General features: G+C 67.2%; 20 protein-coding genes. 10 read left to right on the forward strand and 10 right to left on the reverse strand.

From position 1 onward, the window contains the following. Nucleotides 1–134: 134 nt before the first annotated feature. From lptB to G481_RS0103620, 4 genes are read right to left on the reverse strand one after another with little or no spacing between them, the layout of a single operon-like run. On the reverse strand, nucleotides 135–911 hold the full coding sequence (lptB, locus tag G481_RS0103605) for an LPS export ABC transporter ATP-binding protein (protein WP_035025039.1): 777 nt from the start codon (nucleotides 909–911) through the stop codon (nucleotides 135–137). After that, a complete protein-coding gene (lptA, locus tag G481_RS22740) occupies nucleotides 911–1,411 on the reverse strand; it encodes a lipopolysaccharide transport periplasmic protein LptA (RefSeq protein WP_035025040.1) in 501 nt (166 codons plus the stop codon). The genes lptB and lptA overlap by 1 nt, the downstream gene beginning before the upstream one ends. Nucleotides 1,412–1,421: 10 nt before the next feature. Continuing rightward, entirely contained in the window at nucleotides 1,422–2,045 is a 624-nt protein-coding gene (gene lptC, locus G481_RS0103615; protein ID WP_028028798.1) for an LPS export ABC transporter periplasmic protein LptC, read from the reverse strand. Between the two features lie 9 nt (nucleotides 2,046–2,054). Then, entirely contained in the window at nucleotides 2,055–2,702 is a 648-nt protein-coding gene (locus tag G481_RS0103620; protein ID WP_425402451.1) for a ribonuclease D, read from the reverse strand. 276 nt (nucleotides 2,703–2,978) lie between these two features. Between G481_RS0103620 and G481_RS0103625 the strand changes: the two genes are divergently transcribed. After that, nucleotides 2,979–4,616: an MFS transporter gene (locus tag G481_RS0103625; protein WP_035025118.1), complete on the forward strand. Its 1,638-nt coding sequence runs from the start codon at nucleotides 2,979–2,981 to the stop codon at nucleotides 4,614–4,616. A gap of 182 nt (nucleotides 4,617–4,798) precedes the next feature. Here G481_RS0103625 and G481_RS0103630 read toward each other — a convergent pair whose 3' ends face one another. From G481_RS0103630 to G481_RS24980, 6 genes are all read right to left on the reverse strand, one after another. After that, nucleotides 4,799–6,304, reverse strand: coding sequence for a tripartite tricarboxylate transporter permease (locus tag G481_RS0103630; RefSeq protein WP_028028801.1), 1,506 nt, complete (start codon nucleotides 6,302–6,304; stop codon nucleotides 4,799–4,801). 9 nt (nucleotides 6,305–6,313) lie between these two features. After that, on the reverse strand, nucleotides 6,314–6,778 hold the full coding sequence (locus tag G481_RS0103635) for a tripartite tricarboxylate transporter TctB family protein (protein ID WP_028028802.1): 465 nt from the start codon (nucleotides 6,776–6,778) through the stop codon (nucleotides 6,314–6,316). 52 nt (nucleotides 6,779–6,830) lie between these two features. After that, nucleotides 6,831–7,805, reverse strand: a complete 975-nt coding sequence (locus tag G481_RS0103640) for a tripartite tricarboxylate transporter substrate-binding protein (RefSeq protein WP_035025041.1) — start codon at nucleotides 7,803–7,805, stop codon at nucleotides 6,831–6,833. A gap of 188 nt (nucleotides 7,806–7,993) precedes the next feature. Further along, nucleotides 7,994–9,346, reverse strand: a complete 1,353-nt coding sequence (locus G481_RS0103645) for a sigma-54-dependent transcriptional regulator (RefSeq protein WP_028028804.1) — start codon at nucleotides 9,344–9,346, stop codon at nucleotides 7,994–7,996. Next, the gene (locus G481_RS0103650; protein ID WP_154664516.1) at nucleotides 9,343–11,163 is read right to left on the reverse strand and encodes a sensor histidine kinase; all 1,821 of its coding nucleotides are present in this window, start codon (nucleotides 11,161–11,163) and stop codon (nucleotides 9,343–9,345) included. Before G481_RS0103650 ends, G481_RS0103645 begins: the two co-directional genes overlap by 4 nt. A 63-nt stretch (nucleotides 11,164–11,226) precedes the next feature. Beyond that, the gene (locus tag G481_RS24980; RefSeq protein WP_028028806.1) at nucleotides 11,227–11,814 is read right to left on the reverse strand and encodes a TetR/AcrR family transcriptional regulator; all 588 of its coding nucleotides are present in this window, start codon (nucleotides 11,812–11,814) and stop codon (nucleotides 11,227–11,229) included. Between the two features lie 181 nt (nucleotides 11,815–11,995). Here G481_RS24980 and G481_RS0103660 point away from each other — a divergent pair, with 181 nt between their 5' ends. The 9 genes from G481_RS0103660 (at nucleotide 11,996) to G481_RS0103700 (ending at nucleotide 20,602) form a co-directional block, all read left to right on the forward strand. After that, a complete protein-coding gene (locus G481_RS0103660; protein WP_028028807.1) occupies nucleotides 11,996–12,448 on the forward strand; it encodes an SRPBCC family protein in 453 nt (150 codons plus the stop codon). After that, nucleotides 12,445–13,290, forward strand: a complete 846-nt coding sequence (locus tag G481_RS22750; RefSeq protein ID WP_051294282.1) for an FAD binding domain-containing protein — start codon at nucleotides 12,445–12,447, stop codon at nucleotides 13,288–13,290. Before G481_RS0103660 ends, G481_RS22750 begins: the two co-directional genes overlap by 4 nt. After that, nucleotides 13,290–13,766 carry a (2Fe-2S)-binding protein gene (locus G481_RS0103670; RefSeq protein WP_035025043.1) on the forward strand — a complete coding sequence of 159 codons (477 nt, stop codon included), beginning with the start codon at nucleotides 13,290–13,292 and terminating at the stop codon, nucleotides 13,764–13,766. Before G481_RS22750 ends, G481_RS0103670 begins: the two co-directional genes overlap by 1 nt. Beyond that, nucleotides 13,763–16,060, forward strand: a complete 2,298-nt coding sequence (locus G481_RS0103675) for a xanthine dehydrogenase family protein molybdopterin-binding subunit (protein ID WP_028028809.1) — start codon at nucleotides 13,763–13,765, stop codon at nucleotides 16,058–16,060. The genes G481_RS0103670 and G481_RS0103675 overlap by 4 nt, the downstream gene beginning before the upstream one ends. Before the next feature lie 75 nt (nucleotides 16,061–16,135). Continuing rightward, nucleotides 16,136–17,323, forward strand: coding sequence for an amino acid ABC transporter substrate-binding protein (locus G481_RS22755; RefSeq protein ID WP_035025044.1), 1,188 nt, complete (start codon nucleotides 16,136–16,138; stop codon nucleotides 17,321–17,323). Between the two features lie 57 nt (nucleotides 17,324–17,380). Continuing rightward, nucleotides 17,381–18,271 (forward strand): branched-chain amino acid ABC transporter permease, encoded by an 891-nt coding sequence (locus G481_RS0103685; protein ID WP_051294283.1) that lies wholly within the window; start codon nucleotides 17,381–17,383, stop codon nucleotides 18,269–18,271. Further along, a complete protein-coding gene (locus G481_RS0103690; RefSeq protein WP_028028811.1) occupies nucleotides 18,268–19,173 on the forward strand; it encodes a branched-chain amino acid ABC transporter permease in 906 nt (301 codons plus the stop codon). The genes G481_RS0103685 and G481_RS0103690 overlap by 4 nt, the downstream gene beginning before the upstream one ends. Continuing rightward, complete coding sequence (locus G481_RS0103695; RefSeq protein WP_028028812.1) at nucleotides 19,170–19,889, forward strand: ABC transporter ATP-binding protein; 720 nt, start codon at nucleotides 19,170–19,172, stop codon at nucleotides 19,887–19,889. Before G481_RS0103690 ends, G481_RS0103695 begins: the two co-directional genes overlap by 4 nt. Continuing rightward, nucleotides 19,886–20,602, forward strand: coding sequence for an ABC transporter ATP-binding protein (locus tag G481_RS0103700; RefSeq protein ID WP_035025045.1), 717 nt, complete (start codon nucleotides 19,886–19,888; stop codon nucleotides 20,600–20,602). The genes G481_RS0103695 and G481_RS0103700 overlap by 4 nt, the downstream gene beginning before the upstream one ends. Nucleotides 20,603–20,604 lie beyond the last annotated feature (2 nt).

Raw genomic sequence — 20,604 nt, forward strand, 5'->3', positions numbered from 1 at the left:
GGGGCTGCGCAGCGGGTCTGTGAACGTGGTCCGGTGGCTGGTTCGAATTGCACGCATCTCGGGTATTTGGCGCCACGATCCCGGCAGTTGTCAACTGCGGCGTGATGACAATCGCATGTGATGCGAAGCGGCGCCTAGGAAACCCGGAAACTCTGGCCCAGGTAGACGCGGCGCACGTTCTCGTCGCGGACCACCTCGTCGGCGGTGCCCGACATCAGCACCTTGCCATCGTGCAAGATATAGGCGCGGTCGACGATCTCCAGCGTCTCGCGGACGTTGTGGTCGGTGATCAGCACCCCGATGCCCCGATCCTTCAGATCGTGCACCAGATGCCGGATATCCCCGACCGAGATTGGATCGACCCCGGCAAAGGGTTCATCCAGCAGCACATATTTCGGGCTGGCGGCCAGGCAGCGGGCAATCTCGACCCGCCGCCGTTCGCCCCCCGACAGCGACAGGGCAGGGGCCCGGCGCAGATGGGTGATGGAAAATTCGCTCAGCAGCTCTTCCAGCCGCTCGCGGCGGTGGTGGCGGTCGGGCTCGGTGATTTCCAGCACCGCCATGATGTTGTCCTCGACCGACAGGCCGCGAAAGATCGACACTTCCTGCGGCAGATAGCCAAGGCCCAGCCGGGCGCGGCGATACATCGGCAGGTTGGTCACGTCGCGCCCATCCAGGATGACCTGCCCGCCTTCGGGCGTGATCAGACCGGCGATGGCATAAAAGCAGGTGGTCTTGCCCGACCCGTTGGGGCCCAGCAGGGCCACCACCTCGCCCCGGCCCAGTTCCAGGTTGACATCGCGCAGCACCGGGCGGCGCTTGTAGCTTTTGCGCAGCCCCGTCACGCGCAGGCCTGCGCCGCCTTCGGCCACCGACAGGTCGGGGCGGTGTGCTGTTCCGGCCTCTGCCATCAGTTGCCGCCTTTCGCCCCGGGCTGGAACACCGTCTTCACCCGGCCCTGCATCTCGCCGGTGCCGGCGCGCAGATCGGCGACCAGCCGCTCGCCCGCGATGGTCGAGGGGCCCTGGGTCAGCAGCACCGATCCGGTCATCACCAGCGCGCCGCTGGCGACCTCATAGGTGGCCTCGCGCGATTCCGCAGCCTCGGCGCTGGTGGCCAGCGTGACGCCGCCGGTGGCGACAAGACGGCGGATGCCCTGGCCATTGTCGCCATATTCCACGGTCACGCTGCCGGCAGACAGCCGCATGGCGCCCTGCACGACCAGCACATTGCCGGTGAACACCGCCTGTCCGGTGGCATTGTCAACCTTGAGCGCGTCCGCCGTCACCTCGACCGGGGCGCCAGTGTCCTGGCGCAGTCCGCCGAACCCGACGGCCAGTCCCTGAGCCCCGGCCATGGCAAGTTGCGCGACAAGGGCAACGGCGGTCAGAAAGGACAGGCGAAGGGTCATTTCAAATGTCTCACGGTGCAGGGGGCGGCGCGGCCGTCGCTGGCTGGTATAGCAGCTTGACGCCACCGTTGAAAACCAGAACCTCCTGCCCGGCCTGATCGCCCCGCGCGAGTGTGAAGCCCCCGGCCTCGATCCGGCCCTGCGGCCCTTCGGCCGTCACGGCGCCCGGGCTTTCAAGACGGCTGCGGTCAAGTGACATCCGCACCTCGCCGCTGTCGACCGTGTAGCCGTCCGGGGTGTTGACGACGACATCGCCGCTCAGGACCAGTTCCTGCGCGGCCGGGTCGATCCGCGCCTCCTGCGCCTTGGCGCGGGTCTCGCCGCCTGCGGGCGAGACAAGTCGCAAGAGCGGCCCCAGCGCGCGCGCGCCGCTGCCATCGGGGGCGCCGGGATAGGCGGTCTCGGCGGAAAAGATCACCTCGTCCCCCTCGCGCGTCACGCCGCTATAGGTGGGGGCGGTCAGCCGCGGCTCGCGCAGCAGCTCGTCGATGTCGACCTGCGCATAGGGCAGCGCCGCATCGGGATCGCGCCCGCGCGAGAGCAGGAACAGCAGCGACAACAGCACAAGCGCCGCCAGAGGCAGCGCCACCTTGAGCGTGCCGACCAGCCGGGAATGCGCATTGTCCCCCAGCATGGTCCGATCCTAGTGCCGGAAAATATCGGTGGTGTCGTCCCAGCCCAGCAGGTCCAGTTCCGCCCGCGTCGGCAGGAAGGCGAACAGCCGCTCGGCCAGTTCCAGCCGCCCCTCGCGGATCAGGCGCGATTCGAGCTCGGCCTTGAGCCGGTGCAGATACAGGACATCCGAAGCCGCATAGTCCTTCTGCGCATCGCTCAGCGTCACCGAACCCCAGTCCGAGGTCTGTTGCTGCTTCGAGATGTCAACGCCGACCAGATCGTTCAGCAGGTATTTCAGCCCGTGACGGTCGGTATAGGTGCGGATCAGCTTCGAGGCGATCTTGGTGCACCAGACCGGCGCGGTGGTCACGCCAAAGGCCTGTTTCATCGCGGCAATGTCAAAGCGGCCGAAATGGAACAGCTTGAGCACCGCCGGATCGGTCAGCAGCCGTTCCAGGTTGGGCGCCCGCGTCTGGCCGCGGGCAATCTGCACAAGATGCGCATTGCCATCGCCGGACGACAGCTGCACCAGGCACAGCCGGTCACGCCGCGGGTCAAGGCCCATCGTTTCGGTGTCGATGGCGACGACGGGGCCAAGGTCAAGCCCGTCGGGCAGATCGGTCTGATAAAGATGGACGGCCAAGGCTGGCTCCTTGCGGCTGGGCTGCCCCGGCATAACGGCGGGCGGCGATGGGGTCAACGGCGCAAGGGGGGCGCTGCCCCCCTGTCACGGTCGAGCGGGGCGTCGGCGGCGGGCCTGCCCCCCGGGATATTTGCGGACAGATGAGGGGGCGGGCGGCGCGCGGGCCATTGACCCTGCCTGCGACAAGGTTCACCTTGACAGGGCGGCGGGCGCGTTCCGGGCGGCCGGCGCTCTGGGAGGTCGAGCCATCTTGCCGGACAGCGAAACCCTTATGCCTGTGCGGTTCTTTTACCAGAATCGCCTTTGAACATGTCACCATCGTCACAGTCGCAATCGCCGTTCTCGCCGCTCAAGCATCCGTATTTCAAGCTGATCTGGCTGGCGACCCTGGTGTCCAACCTGGGATCTCTGGTGCAAGGCGTGGGCGCGGGCTGGATGATGGCCGAGCTGACGCCCTCGCATGACATGGTTGCGCTGGTGCAGGCCTCGACCACGCTGCCGATCATGCTTCTGGCGATGCCGGCGGGGGCGCTGGCCGACAACATGGACCGCCGGCGGGTGATGCTGGCCTCGCAAGGGTTCATGGCGATGGTCTCGGCGCTGCTGGCCTTTGCGGCCTGGCAAGGCTGGCTTCAGCCCTGGAGCCTGCTGATCTTCACCTTCCTTCTGGGGCTGGGCTCGGCGATGCATCTGCCATCGTGGCAGGCCTCGGTGCGCGATCTGGTCCCGCGCGAGGATCTGGCGGCAGCGGTGACGCTGAATTCCATGAGCTTCAACCTGATGCGGTCGATCGGGCCGGCCGCTGGCGGGCTGCTGGTCGCCTGGGCGGGGCCCGAGGCGGCGTTCGCGCTGAATGCCGTCAGTTATATGGCGCTGATCTATGCGCTGGCGCGCTGGCGCAGCCCGGCCGAAGAAGGCCGCCTGCCGGCCGAGCGGCTGGGCAGCGCGATCGGGGTGGGCGTGCGCTATGTGCTGCTCTCGCCCAACCTGATGCGGATCATGGCGCGGGGCTTTGTGTTCGGGGTGGCCGCTGTTGTGCTGCTGGCACTGTTGCCGGTGGTGACGCGCGATCTGCTGCGCGGCAGCGCGACGACCTATGGCCTGCTGCTGGGGGCCTTTGGCCTGGGGGCGATCGGCGGGGCGCTGGCCAGCCCCTGGTTGCGGCGCCGGCTTGGGATCGAGGCGATTGTCGCAGGGTCCTTCGTCGCCTTTGCAGCGGGCACGGTCATGGTGGCGCTGTCGATCCACATGGCGCTGGCGCTGGTCGGGCTGCTGATCGCCGGGTCGGCCTGGGTTTCGGCGCTGTCGCTGTTCAACGTCTCGACCCAGCTGGCCACGCCGCGCTGGGTGGTGGGGCGGGTGCTGGCGATCTATCAGACCTCGACCTTTGGCGGGATGGCGCTGGGCAGCTGGGTCTGGGGCGGCTTGTCCGAGGTCTGGGGCACGGTGCCTGCGCTGCTGTGCGCCTCGGTGCTGATGCTGGTCGGGGCCGCGTTGGGGCGGGTCTTGCGGATGCCCGATTTTTCCGAGGTCGATCTGGACCCCGCGAACAGGTTCCACGAACCGGCGCTGCGGCTGAACCTCAAGGCGCGGTCGGGGCCGATCACCATCATGGTGGACTGGGACATCGCGCCGGAAAACACCGAAGCCTTCCTGTCCGAGATGGTCGAGCGGCGCAAGGTGCGGCTGCGCGACGGGGCGCGGGACTGGTCGCTGATGCGCGATCTGGAAAACCCCGACATCTGGATCGAATGCTATCATGTGCCGACCTGGACGGATTACATTCGCCACAACCAGCGCCGCACGCGGGCAGATGCCGGGAACTATGACCGGCTGCTGGCGCTGCACCGCGGGCCCGAGCGTCCGCATGTTCACCGCATGATCGAGCGGCGGGCGGTGACGGCACATGACGACATGCCCATCATCGAGCGGCCCAAGACCATGTAGCGGAGGATGGGGGCCAGCCCCCGTCGCGTTCCGCGACTCCCCCGGGATATTTGGGGACAGATGAAGGGTGCGGTTTCGCGGGATGCAAAGGCGGGTTCTTTGCGATCTGCAATCGGCGTTGCAGACTGCGAAGGGGCGGCCGCGCAGGACCGCCCCTTGCCCCCTCCCTGCCGGGGCGATCTTCAGTCGCCCTCGGTGAAGACTTCGTCGCGGCCCTTGCGGATCGTGGGCAGCAGCACCGCCACCAGCACGACAACCGCCAGCAGCAAAAGCGTCAGGCTGATCGGACGGGTGACAAAGGTGGTGGCATCGCCGCGCGCCAGGATCATGGCGCGGCGCAGGTTTTCCTCGAGCATCGGGCCAAGCACGAAGCCGAGCAGCAGCGGCGCCGGTTCGCAGCGCAGCTTGGACATGCCGTAGCCCAGAAGGCCAAAGAAGGCGACGGCGTAGAGGTCATAGGTGTTCGAGGCCACCGAATAGACCCCGATGGAACACATCGCCATGATGATCGGGAACAGGATGAAATAGGGCACCGTCAGCAGCCGCACCCACAGCCCGATCAGCGGCAGGTTCAGCACCACCAGCATCAGGTTGCCGATCCACATGCTGGCGATGATGCCCCAGAACAGCGCCGGCTGTTCGGCGGCGACATTCGGGCCCGGCACGATGCCCTGGATGATCATGGCGCCGATCATCAGCGCCATCACCGGATTGGCCGGGATCCCCAGTGTCAGCAGCGGGATGAAGCTGGTCTGCGCCCCGGCATTGTTGGCCGATTCCGGCCCGGCGACCCCGGCAATGGCACCATGGCCGAATTCGGCGGGGTTTTTCGAGACGCGCTTTTCCACCGTGTAGCTGGCAAAGGCCGCCAGCACCGCGCCGCCACCCGGCAGGATGCCCAGCACCGAGCCGATGCCGGTGCCGCGCAGCACCGGGCCGGCCATGGCGCGAAATTCCGCCATCGTGGGCCACAGGCGGCCGACCTGGCGGGTCAGCACCTCGCGCGCGTGTTCGTCCTCGAGGTTGCGCAGGATTTCTGCGATGCCGAAGACGCCGACCGCCAGCGCGACAAAGTTCAGCCCGTCGGCATATTCGGTGATCCCCATCGTGAAACGGGGGGTGCCAGTGTAGATGTCGGTGCCAACCATGCCCAGCAGCAGACCCAGCACCACCATGGCCAGCGCCTTGAGGATCGAGCCATGGGCGAGCGCGATGGACATGACCAGCCCCAGCACCATCAGGCTGAAATATTCCGCCGCGCCGAATTGCAGCGCGATGGCGGTCAGCGGCGGGGCGAACAGCGCGACCAGGAAGGTTGAAACCGACCCGGCAAAGAACGACCCCAGCGCCGCGCAGGCCAGCGCGACCCCGGCCTTGCCCTTGCGCGCCATCTGGTAGCCATCGATCGCGGTCACGGCAGACGAGCTCTCGCCCGGCATGTTGATCAGGATCGCCGTGGTCGATCCGCCATATTGCGCGCCGTAATAGATTCCCGCCAGCATGATGAGCGAGCTGACAGGTTCCAGCTGGAAGGTGATCGGCAGCAGCATGGCGATGGTGGCCGTGGCGCCGATCCCCGGCAGAACGCCGATCAGCGTGCCCAAGAGGACGCCGATCAGACAAAAGGCAAGGTTGGCCAGCGACGAGGCCACCGAAAAGCCAAGGGCGAGGTTGGAAAACAGATCCATCATGCGCCCCTAGAACCGCAGCCAGGGGCCGAAGCGCTGGAACGGCAGGCCAAGCGCATAGCTGAAGATCAGCGTGGAAAACAGCGTGACCGCCAGGGCCAGGATGACCGAGGGCACCGGCTTCATCCGCACCGAGGCCTGGGCGGCGATCAGCGCGGCCAGGAACAGCGCCGGGACAAAGCCAAGCCCGCGCACCGTCAGGCCAAAAATCACCGGCGCCGGCAGGATGAACAGCATCCCCCGCCAGGCCAGGCGGCCAAAGCCGACATGGGCAGGGCCGATCAGCCCCTTGGCCAGGATGATCGCACCCAGCAGGAACAGCAGGCCGGACAGGACGGCGGGAAAATATCCCGGCCCCATCCGCAGCGCGGTGCCGGTGTCAAGATCAAGGGTCTGCCAGCCGAAGAACGCGGCGACCAGCATCAGGGCGGCGCCGGTCGTCACATCGACCGTATCGGAAAGGCGTGCAGGCATTCGCGGCTCCAGCAGCGGTGTGCCCCCGGCGGATCGCCGGGGGCAGGCAGGATCAGTCGGCGTAGACGCCTGCGGCCTCGATCACCGGTTTCCACTTGGCGACTTCGGATTCCAGCTTGGCTTTCAGCGCCGCGGGGGTCGCATCGGCCGCAGCCGAAGGCGCGGTGCCCAGATCGCCCATCGCCTTGGCAATGCCCGGATCGGCCAGCGCGACCTGCAGCGCCTTGGACAGCCGTTCTGTCGCCTCGGCCGGGGTGCCCTTGGGGGCGTAGATGCCGTGCCAGATCGACACGTTCAGCGCCGGCACGCCGGATTCGGTGGCGGTCGGCAGGTCGGGGAAGATCGCCAGCCGTTCGGGCGTGGTCGAGGCATAGGCCTTGATCGTGCCGCCCTTGATCTGGCTTGTCGTGTTGGTGGTCTGGTCGCACATGAAATCGACCTGCCCGCCCAGAAGGTCGGTCATCGCCGGGCCGGTGCCCTTGTAGGGGACGGTCACGAACTGGGTCTGGATGGCCGACTGGAACAGCATGCCGCACAGGTGGCTGGCGGCGCCGATGCCGGCATTGGCCATGGTGACCTTGTCGGGATTGGCCTTCACATACTCGGCAAAGGCCTTGAAGTCGGCGGCGGGGAAATCCTTTTTCGCGACCATGACCATCGGCACTTCGGTGACAAGGCCGACATATTCAAAGGCGTTCAGCGTGTCATAGGCCAGCTTGCGGTATAGCGTGGCGGATGTGGCCATGCCGATATGATGCAAAAGCACCGTATAGCCATCGGGCTCGGCCTTGGCGACGCGGCCCGCGCCCAGCGTGCCACCCGCGCCGCCCACGTTTTCAATGATGACCTGCTGCCCCAGATCGGCCGACATCTTTTCCGCGACAAGCCGGGCCACGGTATCGGTCGGGCCACCGGCCGAGAAGGGCACGACCATGGTGATCTGGCGTTCGGGATAGCCGGCGGCAAAGGCGGCGGACGACAGGACGGTTGCGGCGGCAAGCGCGCCGAGCAGTTTCGACAAGGCCATGGTTCCTCCCTGGGGTGATGACGCGGTGCCGGCTCCTCTTCCGGCATCTGCTGGCGGCAAGGTGGCAAGGGGCAGGGCCGTCACGCAAATGCCATGCGTGCGGGTCGCGCCGGATTTCCGGGCCCAAGGGGCGAAAATGGGTGGAAGCGGTGACAGCCGGGCTGCGGGATGGGTGGAAATCCACCCATTCAGTCGCTGTCCTCGCCAGTGTCGGCCGGCAGAACGATCAGCCGCCGGTCCAGCCCGTGGCGCTGCATCTTTTCATACAGCGTCTTGCGCGAGATCCCGAGCGACTCGTAGACCGCCCTCAGCCGCCCGCCATGCGCGGCGATGGCACCGGCGATCAGGCTGCGTTCATAATCGGCCATGCGGTCGGCCAGCCGTGCGCCGCCCGGCAGATCGGCCGCGTCCAGCGGGTCAAGGTTCAGCACGAAGCGTTCCGCCTGATTGCGCAGCTCGCGCGCATTGCCGGGCCAGTCGCGGGCGGCCAGCGCCGACAGCCGCGCGGGCGGCAGGTCGCGCTCGGCAAGGCCGTGGCGGGCGGCGGATTCGCGCACCAGTTGCAGGAACAGCAGCGGAATATCCTCGCGCCGCGCCGAGAGCGGGGGCACGCGCAGCACGGCCACATTGAGCCGCCAGTAAAGATCCTCGCGGAAGGTGCCACGGGCGACGGCGGCGGCCAGATCGGTCTTGCTGGTGGCGATGAAGCGCACGTCCAGCGGCACCGGCTCGTTCGAGCCTAGCCGGGTGATCACCCGTTCCTGAAGCACCCGCAGCAGTTTCGCCTGCAACTCGATGGGCATCGAGCCGATTTCGTCCAAGAGCACCGTCCCGCCGCGCGCATGTTCGAATTTGCCAAATCGCGGCCGCAGGGCGCCTGGAAATGCCCCGGCTTCGTGCCCGAAAAGTTCGCTTTCTATCAGCGCCTCGGGCAGGGCAGCGCAGTTGATGGCGATGAAGGGGCGACCGGCGCGGGCGGAAATGTCATGCAGGGTGCGGGCGACCACCTCTTTGCCGGCGCCGGTCGGGCCGATGATCAGCGTATCGGCATCGGAGGCCCCGATTGCCCGCAGCCGATAGCGCAGATCGACCATCACCTGCGTGCGGCCGGGAAGGCGGGCCTCGACATCGTCGCGCTTACCGGCGACGGCGCGCAAGCGGCGGTTCTCGATCACCAGCGCCCGGTGATCGGCGGCGCGGCGCAAGACGGTGGCAAGGTCCTGCACCACAAAGGGCTTTTCGATGAAGTCATAGGCGCCCCGCCGCATGGCCTCGACGGCCAGCTGCACCTCGGCGTGGCCCGTGACCAGGATCACCGGGATCTCGGGGTCGGTCTCATGCAGGCGGGCCAGCAAGGTCATGCCGTCCATCCCCGGCATTCGTATGTCGCTGACCACGACGCCGTTGAACCCGGGGCCTGCCAGGGCCAGCGCCTCTTCGGCCGAGGGCAGGGGTTCGACCGCAAAGCCTGCAAGCTCCAGTGCCTGGGCGGTGGAATGGCGCATCCCGGCATCGTCATCGACCAGCAGGATCCGGCTCATGCGGCGGCCTCGGCAGGAAGGGCGGCGGGCAGGGTGACGGTGAATTCGGCGCCGGGGTCCGCGGCACGCAAGGTGATCTCGCCGCCGAAGTCCTTGACGATATTATAGGAAATCGACAGGCCAAGGCCCAGTCCCACCCCCTTGGTGGTGAAGAACGGATCAAAGATGCGCTCGGCTATGGCAGGTGCGACGCCCGGCCCGCGATCGCGCACGCGGATCGTCACGCGGTCCCCGCTGGCCCGCGCCGACAGGGTGATGCGGCGATCAGTCAGCCCTTCGATGGCATCGGCCGCATTGGTCACAAGGTTGACCAGCACCTGTTGCAACCGCGTGGCCCCGGCCATCACCGGGGGCAGGTCGGGCGGCAGGTCCAGCTCCAGCACCGCATCGGCCGCCGCCAGACGGCCAGCCACGATGACCTGCGTTTCCTCCAGCAGGGCGGGCAGGGCGATGGGCGAGAGCCGCTGGTTCGGCTTGCGCGCCGCGTTGCGCAGATGGCGGCCGATGGCGCCGATCCGGTCGATCAGCGACAGGATCAGCCCGATGTTTTCCCGCGCCCGCGCCAGATCGCCCCGGTCCAGCAGGATCGCGGCGCTGTCGGCATAGTTGCGCGCGGCCGCCAGCGGCTGGTTGATTTCATGGCTCAGGGCCGCCGACATCTGGCCAAGCGCGGCCAGCTTGCCGACCCGCACCAGATTGGCCTGAGCCGCGCGCAGCTCGGCCTCGGTCGCCTTGCGCTCGGCCACCTCCTGTTCCAGATGGGCGTTGACGCGGGCCAGATCGGCGGTGCGTTCGGCCACGCGGCGTTCAAGATCGGCCTTGGCCTGGGCGGCGAAGGCCAGCCGTTCCGCCACCCGCGCGCGGCGCTGCACCACCACCAGCCCTGCCGCCCCGATCAGGCACAGCGCCAGCGCCACCCCGGCGGTGGCGATGCGCGCCTCGGTCAGCGCCCCGGCACTGTCCAGCAGCACATGCACCGTCCAGCCGGCCGAGGGCATGACCTGCGCGGTTGCCACATGGTCATGCGCGGCGCCATTCGCGATCATCCGCATCAGCGGCACCCCTGCCGAGGTCGAGGTGCTGACCGACAACTCGCGCAGCGCCGCATCGGAATAGCGGCGCGAGGCGGCGGTGCGGGCCAGCCGCTCGGTCGTCAGTGGCTGGATCGACCCATAGAGCCATTCGGGTTCGGACGACAGGAAGACGATGCCTTCGGGGTCGGTGACGAAGATGCGAAATTCGCTGCCCCGCCACGCCGCCTCGGGCGCATCGACCCCGACCTTGACCGCGATCACCCCGGCGATCCGGCCCGCGAGGTCGCGCACGGGGGCCGAGAAGTAATAGCCGCGCACCCCCGATGTGGTGCCAAGCGCATAGAACCGCGCCGCCTTGCCTGCGGCCGCATCGAAGAAATACGGCCGATAGCTGAAGGTCTGTCCGATGAAACTGTCTGGCCGCGCGTGGTTCGAGGCGGCGATGGTCTCGCCGTTCATCTGCATGATGTAGATATCCGACGAGCCGATGACGGAATTGCGATCCTCGAGCAGGCGGTTGATCGCCGCGCGGCGCACCGGATCGGCAGGAAAGGTGACCAACAGGCGCACCGCCTCAAAATCGGCCAGAAGCTGGGGGGTCACCTCATAGCGCGCCAGGTAGGCGGCCAGCGCGTTGGTGGTCAGCCCCAGCGCGGTTTCGGTGCGCGCCTTGGCCTTTGCCAGATAGCTGGCGCGCGCCTGCCGTTCGGCATGGCCCACGGCCAGCACCAGCAGCAGCCCGCCCAAGGCAATCGCCAGAATACGCCGGCTGGTGATGCGCACGCCTGATCCTCCCCGATCAGGGGGGATGTTAGGCTGGATCGTGGTTTCGTCAAATGGCCAGTTTCAGGCCGGCACCCGGCTGGCGATGGCGCTGAACAGCATCATCACCGCCTCGACCGATTGCGCCTCGTCCAGATCGGTGCGGCGCAGGTTCTGGCGCAGCGCCACCCCGTCGAAGGCCAGGATCAGCGCCTGCGCCAGGGTGCGGCGTTCGGCAGGCGTGGTTCCCGGCAGGCAGGCGCCCATCATGTCCAGCGTCCGCTCCATCGTCCAGTTCAGCAGGTCGGGGCTGTAATTGTCGGTTGGCCGGGCGGTGGCCAGCGCCTGCACCAGGGTCAGCGTCTGGCCGGACCGATCGCCCGCGATCCCTTCTAGAAAGCCGCGCACAAGCAGGCTCAGCCGCTGCATCCGGTCCGGCTCTGCCAGAACGCGCGTTTCCAGTGCCTCGATCTGGGCGCGCATCCAGGGGTCGAAGACGGCAAAGGCAATCTCGATCTTGGACGAGAAATAGACATAGACGTTCGACTGCGAGGTGCCCGCCGCCTTGGCGATGCTGCCAATGGTGGTGGCGATATATCCCTTTTCCTCGAACAGCTTGGCCGCTGCTTCAAGAATGGCCTTGCGGACCTGTTCGTTCTTCACTCGGGCCATGGGGGACCACCTCCTGATGACCGAATGACATTCTGTATTGACAGAATCAAGATATATGTTTTCCCTTTAGAGAACGACGTTCGCTAATGCGCCGCCAGAGCGCCGAACCAGACCAGGGAGCCGACATGACCAGCGCCACTTGCCAGCCGAGATCCGTCCATTGCCTCCCGGGGGGGCGGGCATGAAGATCGCCGGCACCTTCGAGGTCGACGCCCCGCAGGACCGGGTCTGGGACAAGGTCCGCGACCCCGAGCTGATGGTGCAGTGCATTCCGGGCTGCGAAAGCATCGAGCAGATCGACCCGATGGCCTATCGTGCCAAGGTCTCGGTCAAGGTCGGGCCGATCAGCGCACGGTTCAATCTGGTGGTGACGGTGCTGTCCGAGGAGGCGCCGCATACCGTCATCTCGCGCACCTCGGGCGAGGAGGGCACCCGCGCCTCGGTCGTCGCCTCCGACAACGTGCTGAGGCTGGAACCGACTGCCACGGGGGGCACCCGCGTCAGCTATGAGGCTGATGTGTCGATGACCGGGCGGCTGGGCAAGTTCGGTCTGGGGATCTTTCGCAAGAAGGCCGACCAGCTGGCCGAGGTTTTTGTCGGCACGTTCCGCGACAAGCTGGAGGTCGCGGCATGACGCAGATCCTGTTTCCCGAAACGCTGGATCAGGCGGTCGCGCTGCTGGCCCGGCATGACGAGGCGCGGCCGATCGCGGGCGGCACTACGCTGGTGGCGATGCGCAACGCCGGGCTGGTCGACAGCAGCCATCTGGTCAGTCTGGACCGTATACCGGGTCTGCGCGGGATCGAACGGCTGGCCGATGGCCGGATCCGCGTTGGCGCCATGACGCGCCATGCCGATACGGCGGCATCCGATCTGTTCACCGGCTCTCTGGCCGTGGTGCGCAAGGCGGCCGGGATGATCGCCAACAAGGTGGTGCGCAACATGGGCACCATGGGCGGATCGGTCGCCAATGCCGATCCGGCGGCCGATTACCTGCCGGCGCTGGCCTGCGCCGATGCGGTGCTGTCGGTGCTTGGCCCCGATGGCGCGCGCGAGATCCCGATCCTGACCTATGTGCAGGACTGGTATGAGACCGCGCTGGAGCCGGGCGAGATCCTGACCGCCATCACCTTTCCGGCGCCCGAAGATGCGCCCTCGGCCTATCGCAAGATCGCGCGGGTGTCGGGCGATTATGCCACGGCCTCTTGTGCCATGGCGCTGACGCCGGACGGACAGGGGCTGCGCGTTGCCATCGGGGCCTGTGGCCCCGGCCCGATCCGGGACGTTCAGGCCGAGGCGGTCTTGCACGGCCATCTGCAGGATCCGCAGGCGGTGGCCGAATTCGCCGCCGCGCTGGTCGCCAAGGCCGATCCGGTCGACGATGTGCGCGGCAGCGCCGACTACCGTCTGGCGCTGATCCCCCGGCTGATTGCCTCGGTGCTCTCTGACCTCATTTCCGCCAAGGAGGCCGCGTGATGGCGAAGAAGGCCCTGTTCACCCTGTCCCTGAACGGCGATCAGACTGATGTCGCCGCCGCCCCCGATGCAACGCTGCTGGAAACCCTGCGCGACGGTCTGGGGGTGCTCTCGCCCAAGCGGGGCTGCAATCAGGGCGTCTGCGGCGCCTGCACGGTGCTGATTGACGGCGTGCCGGTGCGGTCCTGCCTGACGCTGACCGCGCGCTGCGAGGGCCACGAGATCAGCACGATGGAGGGGATGAACACCGATCCCGTCATGGAGGTGCTTCAACGGCACATGGTCGCCAGCGGCGGGGTGCAATGCGGGTTCTGCACCTCGGGGATGCTGATGTCGGCGCGCAACCTGCTGGCCGAAACCCCGCGCCCGGACCGCGAGGCGGTGAAATCCGCCCTGTCGGGCAACCTGTGCCGCTGCACGGGCTATCGCACCATCGTCGATGCCATCTGCACCGCTGCCGAGGAGCTTGCACAATGAGCCTTGATGCATTCGCCGGCACGACCGTCGGCCAGCCGGTCGCCAAGGTCGACAGTCTGGAAAAGGTGCGCGGTCAGGCGCAGTATATCGCCGATCTCTATCGCCCCGGCATGTTGCATGGGGCAATCCTGGCCAGCCCCTATCCCCATGCGCGCATTCTGGGCTATGACCTGACCGAGGCGCTGGCGGCGCCGGGCGTCGTGGCCATTGTCACCGGTCATGATGTGGGCGATGGGCGGATGGGCGCCTTCATCAAGGACGAACATGCCATCGCCAGGGGCAAGGTGATGTATGTGGGCGAACCCGTCGCTGCCGTCGCCGCCCGCACCGAGGCCGAGGCCCGCGCGGCCTGCCGCCTGATCCAGGTGCAGTACGAGGAACTGCCTGCCGTCTTGTCGCCCGAAGAGGGGCTGGCCGAAGGCGCGCCGATCCTGCACGAACATCTGGCCGACTACATCAAGGTGTTCGATGCCGGGTCCACCGGCAACCTGTGCAGCCGCACCAGGCTGGAGGAAGGCAACGTCGATAGCGCCTGGGACCAGTGCGATGTGATCGTCGAGGGCGATTACACCACCCAGGCCCAGGCTCATGTGTCGATGGAACCTTGCGGCGCACTGGCCGAGGTGGATGCCAACGGCCGCGTGACCCTGTGGTCGGCCAACCAGTCGGTGTTCCGGGTGCAGGCGAATGTCTGTGAATCGCTGTCCTTGCCGATGTCGCAGCTGCGCAGCCTGACCCCGCGGGTGGGGGCAGGCTTTGGCAACAAGATGGAGCCGCATATCCAGCCGATCTGCGTGGCCCTGGCCATGAAGGCGCAGCGCCCCGTCAAGCTGATCCTGTCGCGCGAGGAAGACTTTGAGATGGTCCGCGCCCGCCACCCCTTCAAGGTGTGGATGAAGACGGGCGCCAAGGCCGATGGCACGCTGGTCGCGCGCGAATGCCGGGTGCTGCTGGATTGCGGGGCCTTTGCCGACGACAGCCCCGGCGTGATGGGCTATGCCCTGCTGATGTGCGGCGGGCCTTACCGCATCCCGCATCTGCGCGCCTCGGGCCAGCTGGTCTATACCAACAAGCTGCGGTTCGGCGCCTTTCGCGGCTTTGGCAACCCGCAGGTGCTGTTCGCCGGGGAACAGCAGATCGACCAGATCGCCGAAAAGCTGGGTCTGGATGCGTTCGAGATCCGCCGTCGCAACATGCTGCGCGAGGGGGACCGCTGGTTCGTCGGGCCGCAGATCGCCTCGAACGGTCTGGCGCGCTGCATCGACGCGGTGGAACAGGCGGCAAAGACCCCGCGCGCCGATGGATCCCCGCGCAACTTCGGCCTTGCGGTGACGGCGCATATTTCGGGCCTGCTGGGCACCGGCGCCATCGTGCGGATGCTGGAGGACGGGACGATTTCCCTCAACACCGGGGCGACCGACATCGGGCAGGGGTCCGATACCGTGCTGGCCCAGATCTGCGCCGAGGAACTGAAGGTGCCGCTGGACCGCGTGGCAGTGGCCAGCCCCGACACCGACGGATCGCCCTACAACTGGGGAACGACGGCCAGCCGGGTGACCTATACCACGGGCCGCGCGGTCAAGGCGGCTGCGCGGGTCGTGGTGGACAAGGCCATGGAACATGCCGCCGAGATGCTGGACTGCCCCATCGAGGAGCTGGAGCTGCGCGAGGGCGGCCGCATCGGGCGCAAGGGGGCGAACACCGACCTGACCTTTGCCCAGATCTCGGGCCGCGCGCATTGGGCGGTGGGCGGCCCGATCGTGGGCAGCAACACGCTGGTGTTTGACGAACCCACCCATGACCCCAAGCGCGCCATCGCGCTGGGCCTGCCGTTCCCGCGCATCGGGGTGTTCAGCTTTGCCGCCATGGGGGTGGATGTCGATGTCGATCAGGTCTCGGGCCAGGTGACGGTGCACGAGGCCTGGTCGGCCGCCGATGTCGGCCGCGCGATCAACCCCAAGCTGGTCGAGGTGCAGCTGCATGGCGGCTTTGTCCAGGGCCTTGGCTATGCGCTGGTCGAGGAGATGGTCTGGGACGGCGCGCGTTTGGCCAACCCATCCCTGATGGATTACAAGGTGCCGACGATGCGCGACGTGCCCGACGCCATCCACACCTTCATCATCGAGGATCCCGAACCCTCTGGCCCCTTTGGCGCCAAGGGGGCGGGCGAGATCGGCCTGAACCCGGTCGTAGGCGCCGTGGCCAATGCGGTGGCCAAGGCCACCGGGTTTCGCCACCACCATCTGCCGCTGACGGGCGAGCGTGTGCTGAACGGCATGACCGGCCGGGGCTAGGCCCCCTGCTGCCAGAACGACCCGACCCCGGATCCATAACCGGGGCGGCCCATCCCCAACAGGAGCCAGGAAACGATGAAACGACGCACAACACTTGCGGGCATCGCGCTGGGCGCGCTGATGGCCGTGGCCCCGCTCGGCACCGCCTGGGCCGCCGATCCCATCCGCATCGGCTATGCCATCGCGCGCACCGGGATTTTCGCCGCCGCCGCGCCCTCGCAGGAAAACCCCTATGCGCTGTGGCAGGAACAGGTGAATGCCGCCGGCGGGATGGAACTGCCGGGGGGCGAGCGGCGCCCGGTCGAATTCGTCAGCTATGACGACCAGTCGAACCCGGCCAACACCGTGCGCATCTATGAACGGCTGATCACCCAGGACAAGGTCGATCTGCTGGCCGCGCCCTGGGGCACGCCGATGCATCTGGCGCTGGCCCCTGTGCTGCAGCGCTACAAATTCCCCATGGTGGGCAATACCGCAGCGTCCGTGCAGCTGCGCAAGGTGGCGCCGGGCTATATCTGGTTCGTCACTTCGGCCATTCCCGACAGCATGGGCGCCGAAATGGCCGCCATGCTCAAGGCGAACGGCATGAAATCCGTCGCGGTTCTGGCCAACGAGCTGCCCTATGCGCAGGAGTTCCGCAGCTTCCTGTTGCCGGCGCTGAAAGAGCAGGGCATAGAAGTGCTGGTCGATCAAAGCTATCCGCCGGACGCCAAGGACATGACATCCTTGCTGGTCGAGGTGAAGGGCAAGTCCCCCGATGCGGTGCTGGCGCTGACCTACCCGGCCGATGCCTTTCTGTTCACCGGCCAGGCGCGCGAGCTGGGGCTGGCCTCGCCGTTCGTTCTGTCGCTGATCGGGCCGACCATCGACGCCTATCGCAAGGCCTTTGGCGGGGCGGCGGATGGCATCGTCTCGTCGGCGCATTGGTCGGGCCAGTCGGACATGTGGCCGCGCGGCAAGGCGTTCTTTGACGCCTATGTGGCCAAGTTCGGCGAAGAACCCGATGCGCTGGACAGCGCCGTCACCTGGATGTCGATGGAGATCTTGCAACAGGCGGTCGCCAAGGCCGGCCTTGACCATGAAAAGCTGCGCGAGGCGATTGCCACCGGCACCTTTGACACCATCAACGGCCCGGTGAAGTTCGATGGTGTGCAGAACGCCATGACCCCGACCGGCTTTGTCCAGATCCAGAATGGCAAGATCGAACTGGTCTGGCCGCCCGCGATCAAGACCGCCGATTTCAAGCCGAAACAGGGCTGGTAAGCGCGCCGCCCCGCCGCGCGGCGGCGGGGCCTCCTTCGACAATTCGGAACGGGAACCATGGTGGATACCCTCCTCTCGGGGCAGTTGCTGTTTGCCGCGCTGGTCTCGGGCTCGCTGTATGCGCTGGTCGCGCTGGGGCTGAACCTGGTCTATGGCACGCTGCGCCTGCTCAATATCGCGCATGGCGATCTGGTGATGATCGGCGCCTATGTCGCCTTCTGGCTGTTCACGCTGCTGGCGGTGCCCCCGGTGGTCGCGCTGGTGGTGGCGGCGGTTCTGTGTGCGGTGCTGGGCTGGGCGGTCTATGCGGGGCTTTTCCGCCGGATGCTGGCCAAGCCCGCGCTGGCCAGACGGGTCGAGGCGAATTCGCTGATCCTGTTCTATGGCATCTCGGTGATCTTGCAAAACAGCGCTGCGCTGGCCTTTACCGCCTCGCCCCGCGCCTATCGCTGGCTGGATACGGTGATCACCTGGGGCGGGGTCAGCATGACGCTGAACCGGCTGCTGACACTGGGGGTGGCGGCGGGGCTGTGCCTTGGCGTGCTGGCCTTTCTGCGGTTCCACCTGTTCGGCTGGGGCCTGCGCGCGGTGATCCAGCGGCGCGAGGCGGCGCAGGTCGTCGGCGTCAACATCGAGCGGGTGCAGCTGGCCACCATCTGCGCCGGATTTGCGGTGGCGGGCATGGCGGGGGTGCTGGTCAGCATGACCGAACAGATCACCCCCTTCATGGGCTTTCCCTTCACCATCGTGGCCTTTGTGGTGATCATCGTGGGCGGGCTTGGCAACATCGGCGCCGGGGTGCTGGCGGGCTTTGCGCTGGGGTTGGTGGAAACCTATGGCATCGCGCTGACCTCGGCGGGGTATCGGTCGATCCTGATCTACGGCATCTTCGTTGCCGTGCTGATGGTGCGCCCCGAAGGGCTGTTCACCCGGGCGGTGCGGACATGAAGGGCATCTGGCCAACCGCCGGGGTCGTGCTGGCCGGGCTTGCGCTGGCCGCGCCGCTGTCCGGCAATGCCTATCTGACCGGCGTTGCCTTTCAGATCGCCATGTGGATCGCGCTGGCGCAAAGCTGGTCGATGCTGTCGGCGACGACCGGCTATGTCTCGTTGGGGCACGCGGTGTTCTATGGCATCGGCGGCTATGTCGCGGTGCTGCTGGTGGATGCGGCGCCGTTCCCGCTGGTGCTGCTGGTGGCGGCGCTTGCCCCGGCGGTGTTTGCTGCGGTGATCGGCCTGCCGGTGCTGCGGGTGCGCGGGCCCTATTTCGTGATCCTGACCTATGGCCTGTCGGAACTGGTGCGCCATGGGGTGATGCGGATCGAATCCGCGCTGGGCAGCTTTGGCCGGATGATCTTTTCCGCGCCCTCGCCCGAGGCGCTGCTGTGGTGGATGGTGGCCCTGGCCGTGGCGGCCACGCTGGGCGCCTGGGCGGTGCGGCATTCGCGCTTTGGCGCCGGGCTGGCCGCGATCCGCGAAGATGAGGTCGCGGCCGAAACCCTGGGCGTGCCGACCGCGCGGCTGAAACTGCTGGCGCTGATCGCCTCGGCCATCATCCCGGGCGCGGTGGGGGGGCTGGCGATGATGCGCACGGGCTATTTCGAACCCGGTCAGGCCTTTGATCCGGTGGTCAGCTTCACCATCGTCACCATGGCGCTGGTCGGCGGCACCGACAGCGTGCGCGGCCCGGTGATGGGGGCGATCGGCTTTGCCCTGCTGTCGGAACTGCTGTGGTCAAGCTTCCCGCAGCTTTACATGATCGTGCTGGGCGCGGCGCTGATCGGCTTTGTGCTGTTCGTCCCGCAAGGCCTGTCCGGCCTTGTGGACCGCATAGCGGGGAGGCGCGCATGAGTTTCCTTGAGGTCAGGGGCGTGTCGAAACGCTTTGGCGGCATCACCGCGCTGAACGATGTCAGCCTGACGGTGGAAAAGGGCGAGATTTTCGGCCTGATGGGCGCGAACGGCGCCGGCAAGACCACGCTGTTCAGCGTGATCGCCGGCCATGCCGCCCCCAGCAGCGGCGAGGTTCTGTTCAAGGGCCGCCGCATCACCGGCCTGCCCCCTGCGCGGATCTGCCGTCAGGGGATCTGCCGCACCTTTCAGATCGTGCGCCCGATGGCGGGGCTAAGCGTGGCCGAAAACGTCCGTGTCGCGGCGCTTTACGGCAGCCACGGCCTGCGCCCCGGCCCGCAGACGGACGCAAAGGTTGCCGAGGCGCTGGCGGCGGTGGGTCTGGACGATCAGCTGGAAACGCTGGCCGGGGCGCTGACACTCTCGGGGCAAAAACGGCTGGAGATCGCCCGCGCGCTGGCGACCGGGGCGGAACTTGTCATGCTGGACGAGGTGATGGCCGGGCTGAACCCCACGGAAATCGCCCATATGCTGGATACGCTGTCGGCCCTGCGGCGCGAGCGGGGGCTGACCTTCGTGATCGTCGAACATGTCATCGGGGCGCTGATGACCCTCTCGGACCGGATCCTCGTGCTGCACCATGGCGAGCGGATCGCCTTTGGCACCCCCGAGGACATCGGCCGCAACGATCAGGTGGCAGAGGTGTATTTCGGATGACCGAACCCATGTTGTCCGTCCATGATCTGACCGTTGCCTATGGGCAGGTGCAGGTGCTGTTCGGCGTCGGTTTCGCGGTGCCGCGCGGGTCGGTCACCACGCTGATCGGCGCCAACGGGGCCGGCAAGACCACGATCATGAAGACCCTTGCCGGCATGGTGGCCCCCCGCAGCGGCACCATCCTGTTCGAAGGGCGTGACATTGCCCATCTGCCCAGCCACGACCGGGTGGATGGCGGGCTGGCGCTGATCCCCGAAGGGCGGCTGGTGTTCGGCGGCATGACGGTGGAACAGAACCTGCGGCTGGGCGCCATTGCCCCATCCGCCCGCGCCGGCCACGATGAAATGCTGTCCGAGGTTTACCGCCGCTTTCCCCGGCTGGAGGAACGCCGACACCAGCGCGCGGGCCTGATGTCGGGGGGCGAACAGCAGATGCTGGCGCTGGGGCGCGGCCTGATGGCGCGGCCCCGGCTGATCCTGATGGATGAACCGACGCTGGGCCTTGCCCCGGTGATGGTGAAGAAAGTCTTTGAAACCATCGCCGAGCTGCGCGCGGCCGGTTTCACCATCCTTCTGGCCGAACAGAACGCCCGTGTGGCGCTGGAACTGGCCGACCATGCCTATCTGCTTGAAAACGGCCGCATCGCCATGACGGGGACGGGGGCCGACATGCTCGCCTCGCCCGAGGTGCGGCGCGCCTATCTGGGGATGTGATC

It is taken from the genome of Gemmobacter nectariphilus DSM 15620, from assembly GCF_000429765.1.
Lineage (GTDB): Bacteria > Pseudomonadota > Alphaproteobacteria > Rhodobacterales > Rhodobacteraceae > Wagnerdoeblera > Wagnerdoeblera nectariphila.

Coding starts and splice junctions, on each gene's coding strand:
- lptC (WP_028028798.1), bottom strand. CDS start 2,045: ATGCTGGGGGACAATGCGCATTCCCGGCTGGTCGGCACGCTCAAGGTG.
- G481_RS0103700 (WP_035025045.1), top strand. CDS start 19,886: ATGACCGAACCCATGTTGTCCGTCCATGATCTGACCGTTGCCTATGGG.
- G481_RS0103670 (WP_035025043.1), top strand. CDS start 13,290: ATGGCGAAGAAGGCCCTGTTCACCCTGTCCCTGAACGGCGATCAGACT.
- G481_RS24980 (WP_028028806.1), bottom strand. CDS start 11,814: ATGGCCCGAGTGAAGAACGAACAGGTCCGCAAGGCCATTCTTGAAGCA.
- G481_RS0103675 (WP_028028809.1), top strand. CDS start 13,763: ATGAGCCTTGATGCATTCGCCGGCACGACCGTCGGCCAGCCGGTCGCC.
- G481_RS22755 (WP_035025044.1), top strand. CDS start 16,136: ATGAAACGACGCACAACACTTGCGGGCATCGCGCTGGGCGCGCTGATG.
- G481_RS0103660 (WP_028028807.1), top strand. CDS start 11,996: ATGAAGATCGCCGGCACCTTCGAGGTCGACGCCCCGCAGGACCGGGTC.
- G481_RS0103685 (WP_051294283.1), top strand. CDS start 17,381: ATGGTGGATACCCTCCTCTCGGGGCAGTTGCTGTTTGCCGCGCTGGTC.
- G481_RS0103695 (WP_028028812.1), top strand. CDS start 19,170: ATGAGTTTCCTTGAGGTCAGGGGCGTGTCGAAACGCTTTGGCGGCATC.
- G481_RS0103620 (WP_425402451.1), bottom strand. CDS start 2,702: ATGCCGGGGCAGCCCAGCCGCAAGGAGCCAGCCTTGGCCGTCCATCTT.
- G481_RS0103690 (WP_028028811.1), top strand. CDS start 18,268: ATGAAGGGCATCTGGCCAACCGCCGGGGTCGTGCTGGCCGGGCTTGCG.
- G481_RS0103645 (WP_028028804.1), bottom strand. CDS start 9,346: ATGAGCCGGATCCTGCTGGTCGATGACGATGCCGGGATGCGCCATTCC.
- G481_RS0103630 (WP_028028801.1), bottom strand. CDS start 6,304: ATGGATCTGTTTTCCAACCTCGCCCTTGGCTTTTCGGTGGCCTCGTCG.
- G481_RS0103640 (WP_035025041.1), bottom strand. CDS start 7,805: ATGGCCTTGTCGAAACTGCTCGGCGCGCTTGCCGCCGCAACCGTCCTG.
- lptB (WP_035025039.1), bottom strand. CDS start 911: ATGGCAGAGGCCGGAACAGCACACCGCCCCGACCTGTCGGTGGCCGAA.
- G481_RS22750 (WP_051294282.1), top strand. CDS start 12,445: ATGACGCAGATCCTGTTTCCCGAAACGCTGGATCAGGCGGTCGCGCTG.
- G481_RS0103625 (WP_035025118.1), top strand. CDS start 2,979: ATGTCACCATCGTCACAGTCGCAATCGCCGTTCTCGCCGCTCAAGCAT.
- G481_RS0103635 (WP_028028802.1), bottom strand. CDS start 6,778: ATGCCTGCACGCCTTTCCGATACGGTCGATGTGACGACCGGCGCCGCC.
- lptA (WP_035025040.1), bottom strand. CDS start 1,411: ATGACCCTTCGCCTGTCCTTTCTGACCGCCGTTGCCCTTGTCGCGCAA.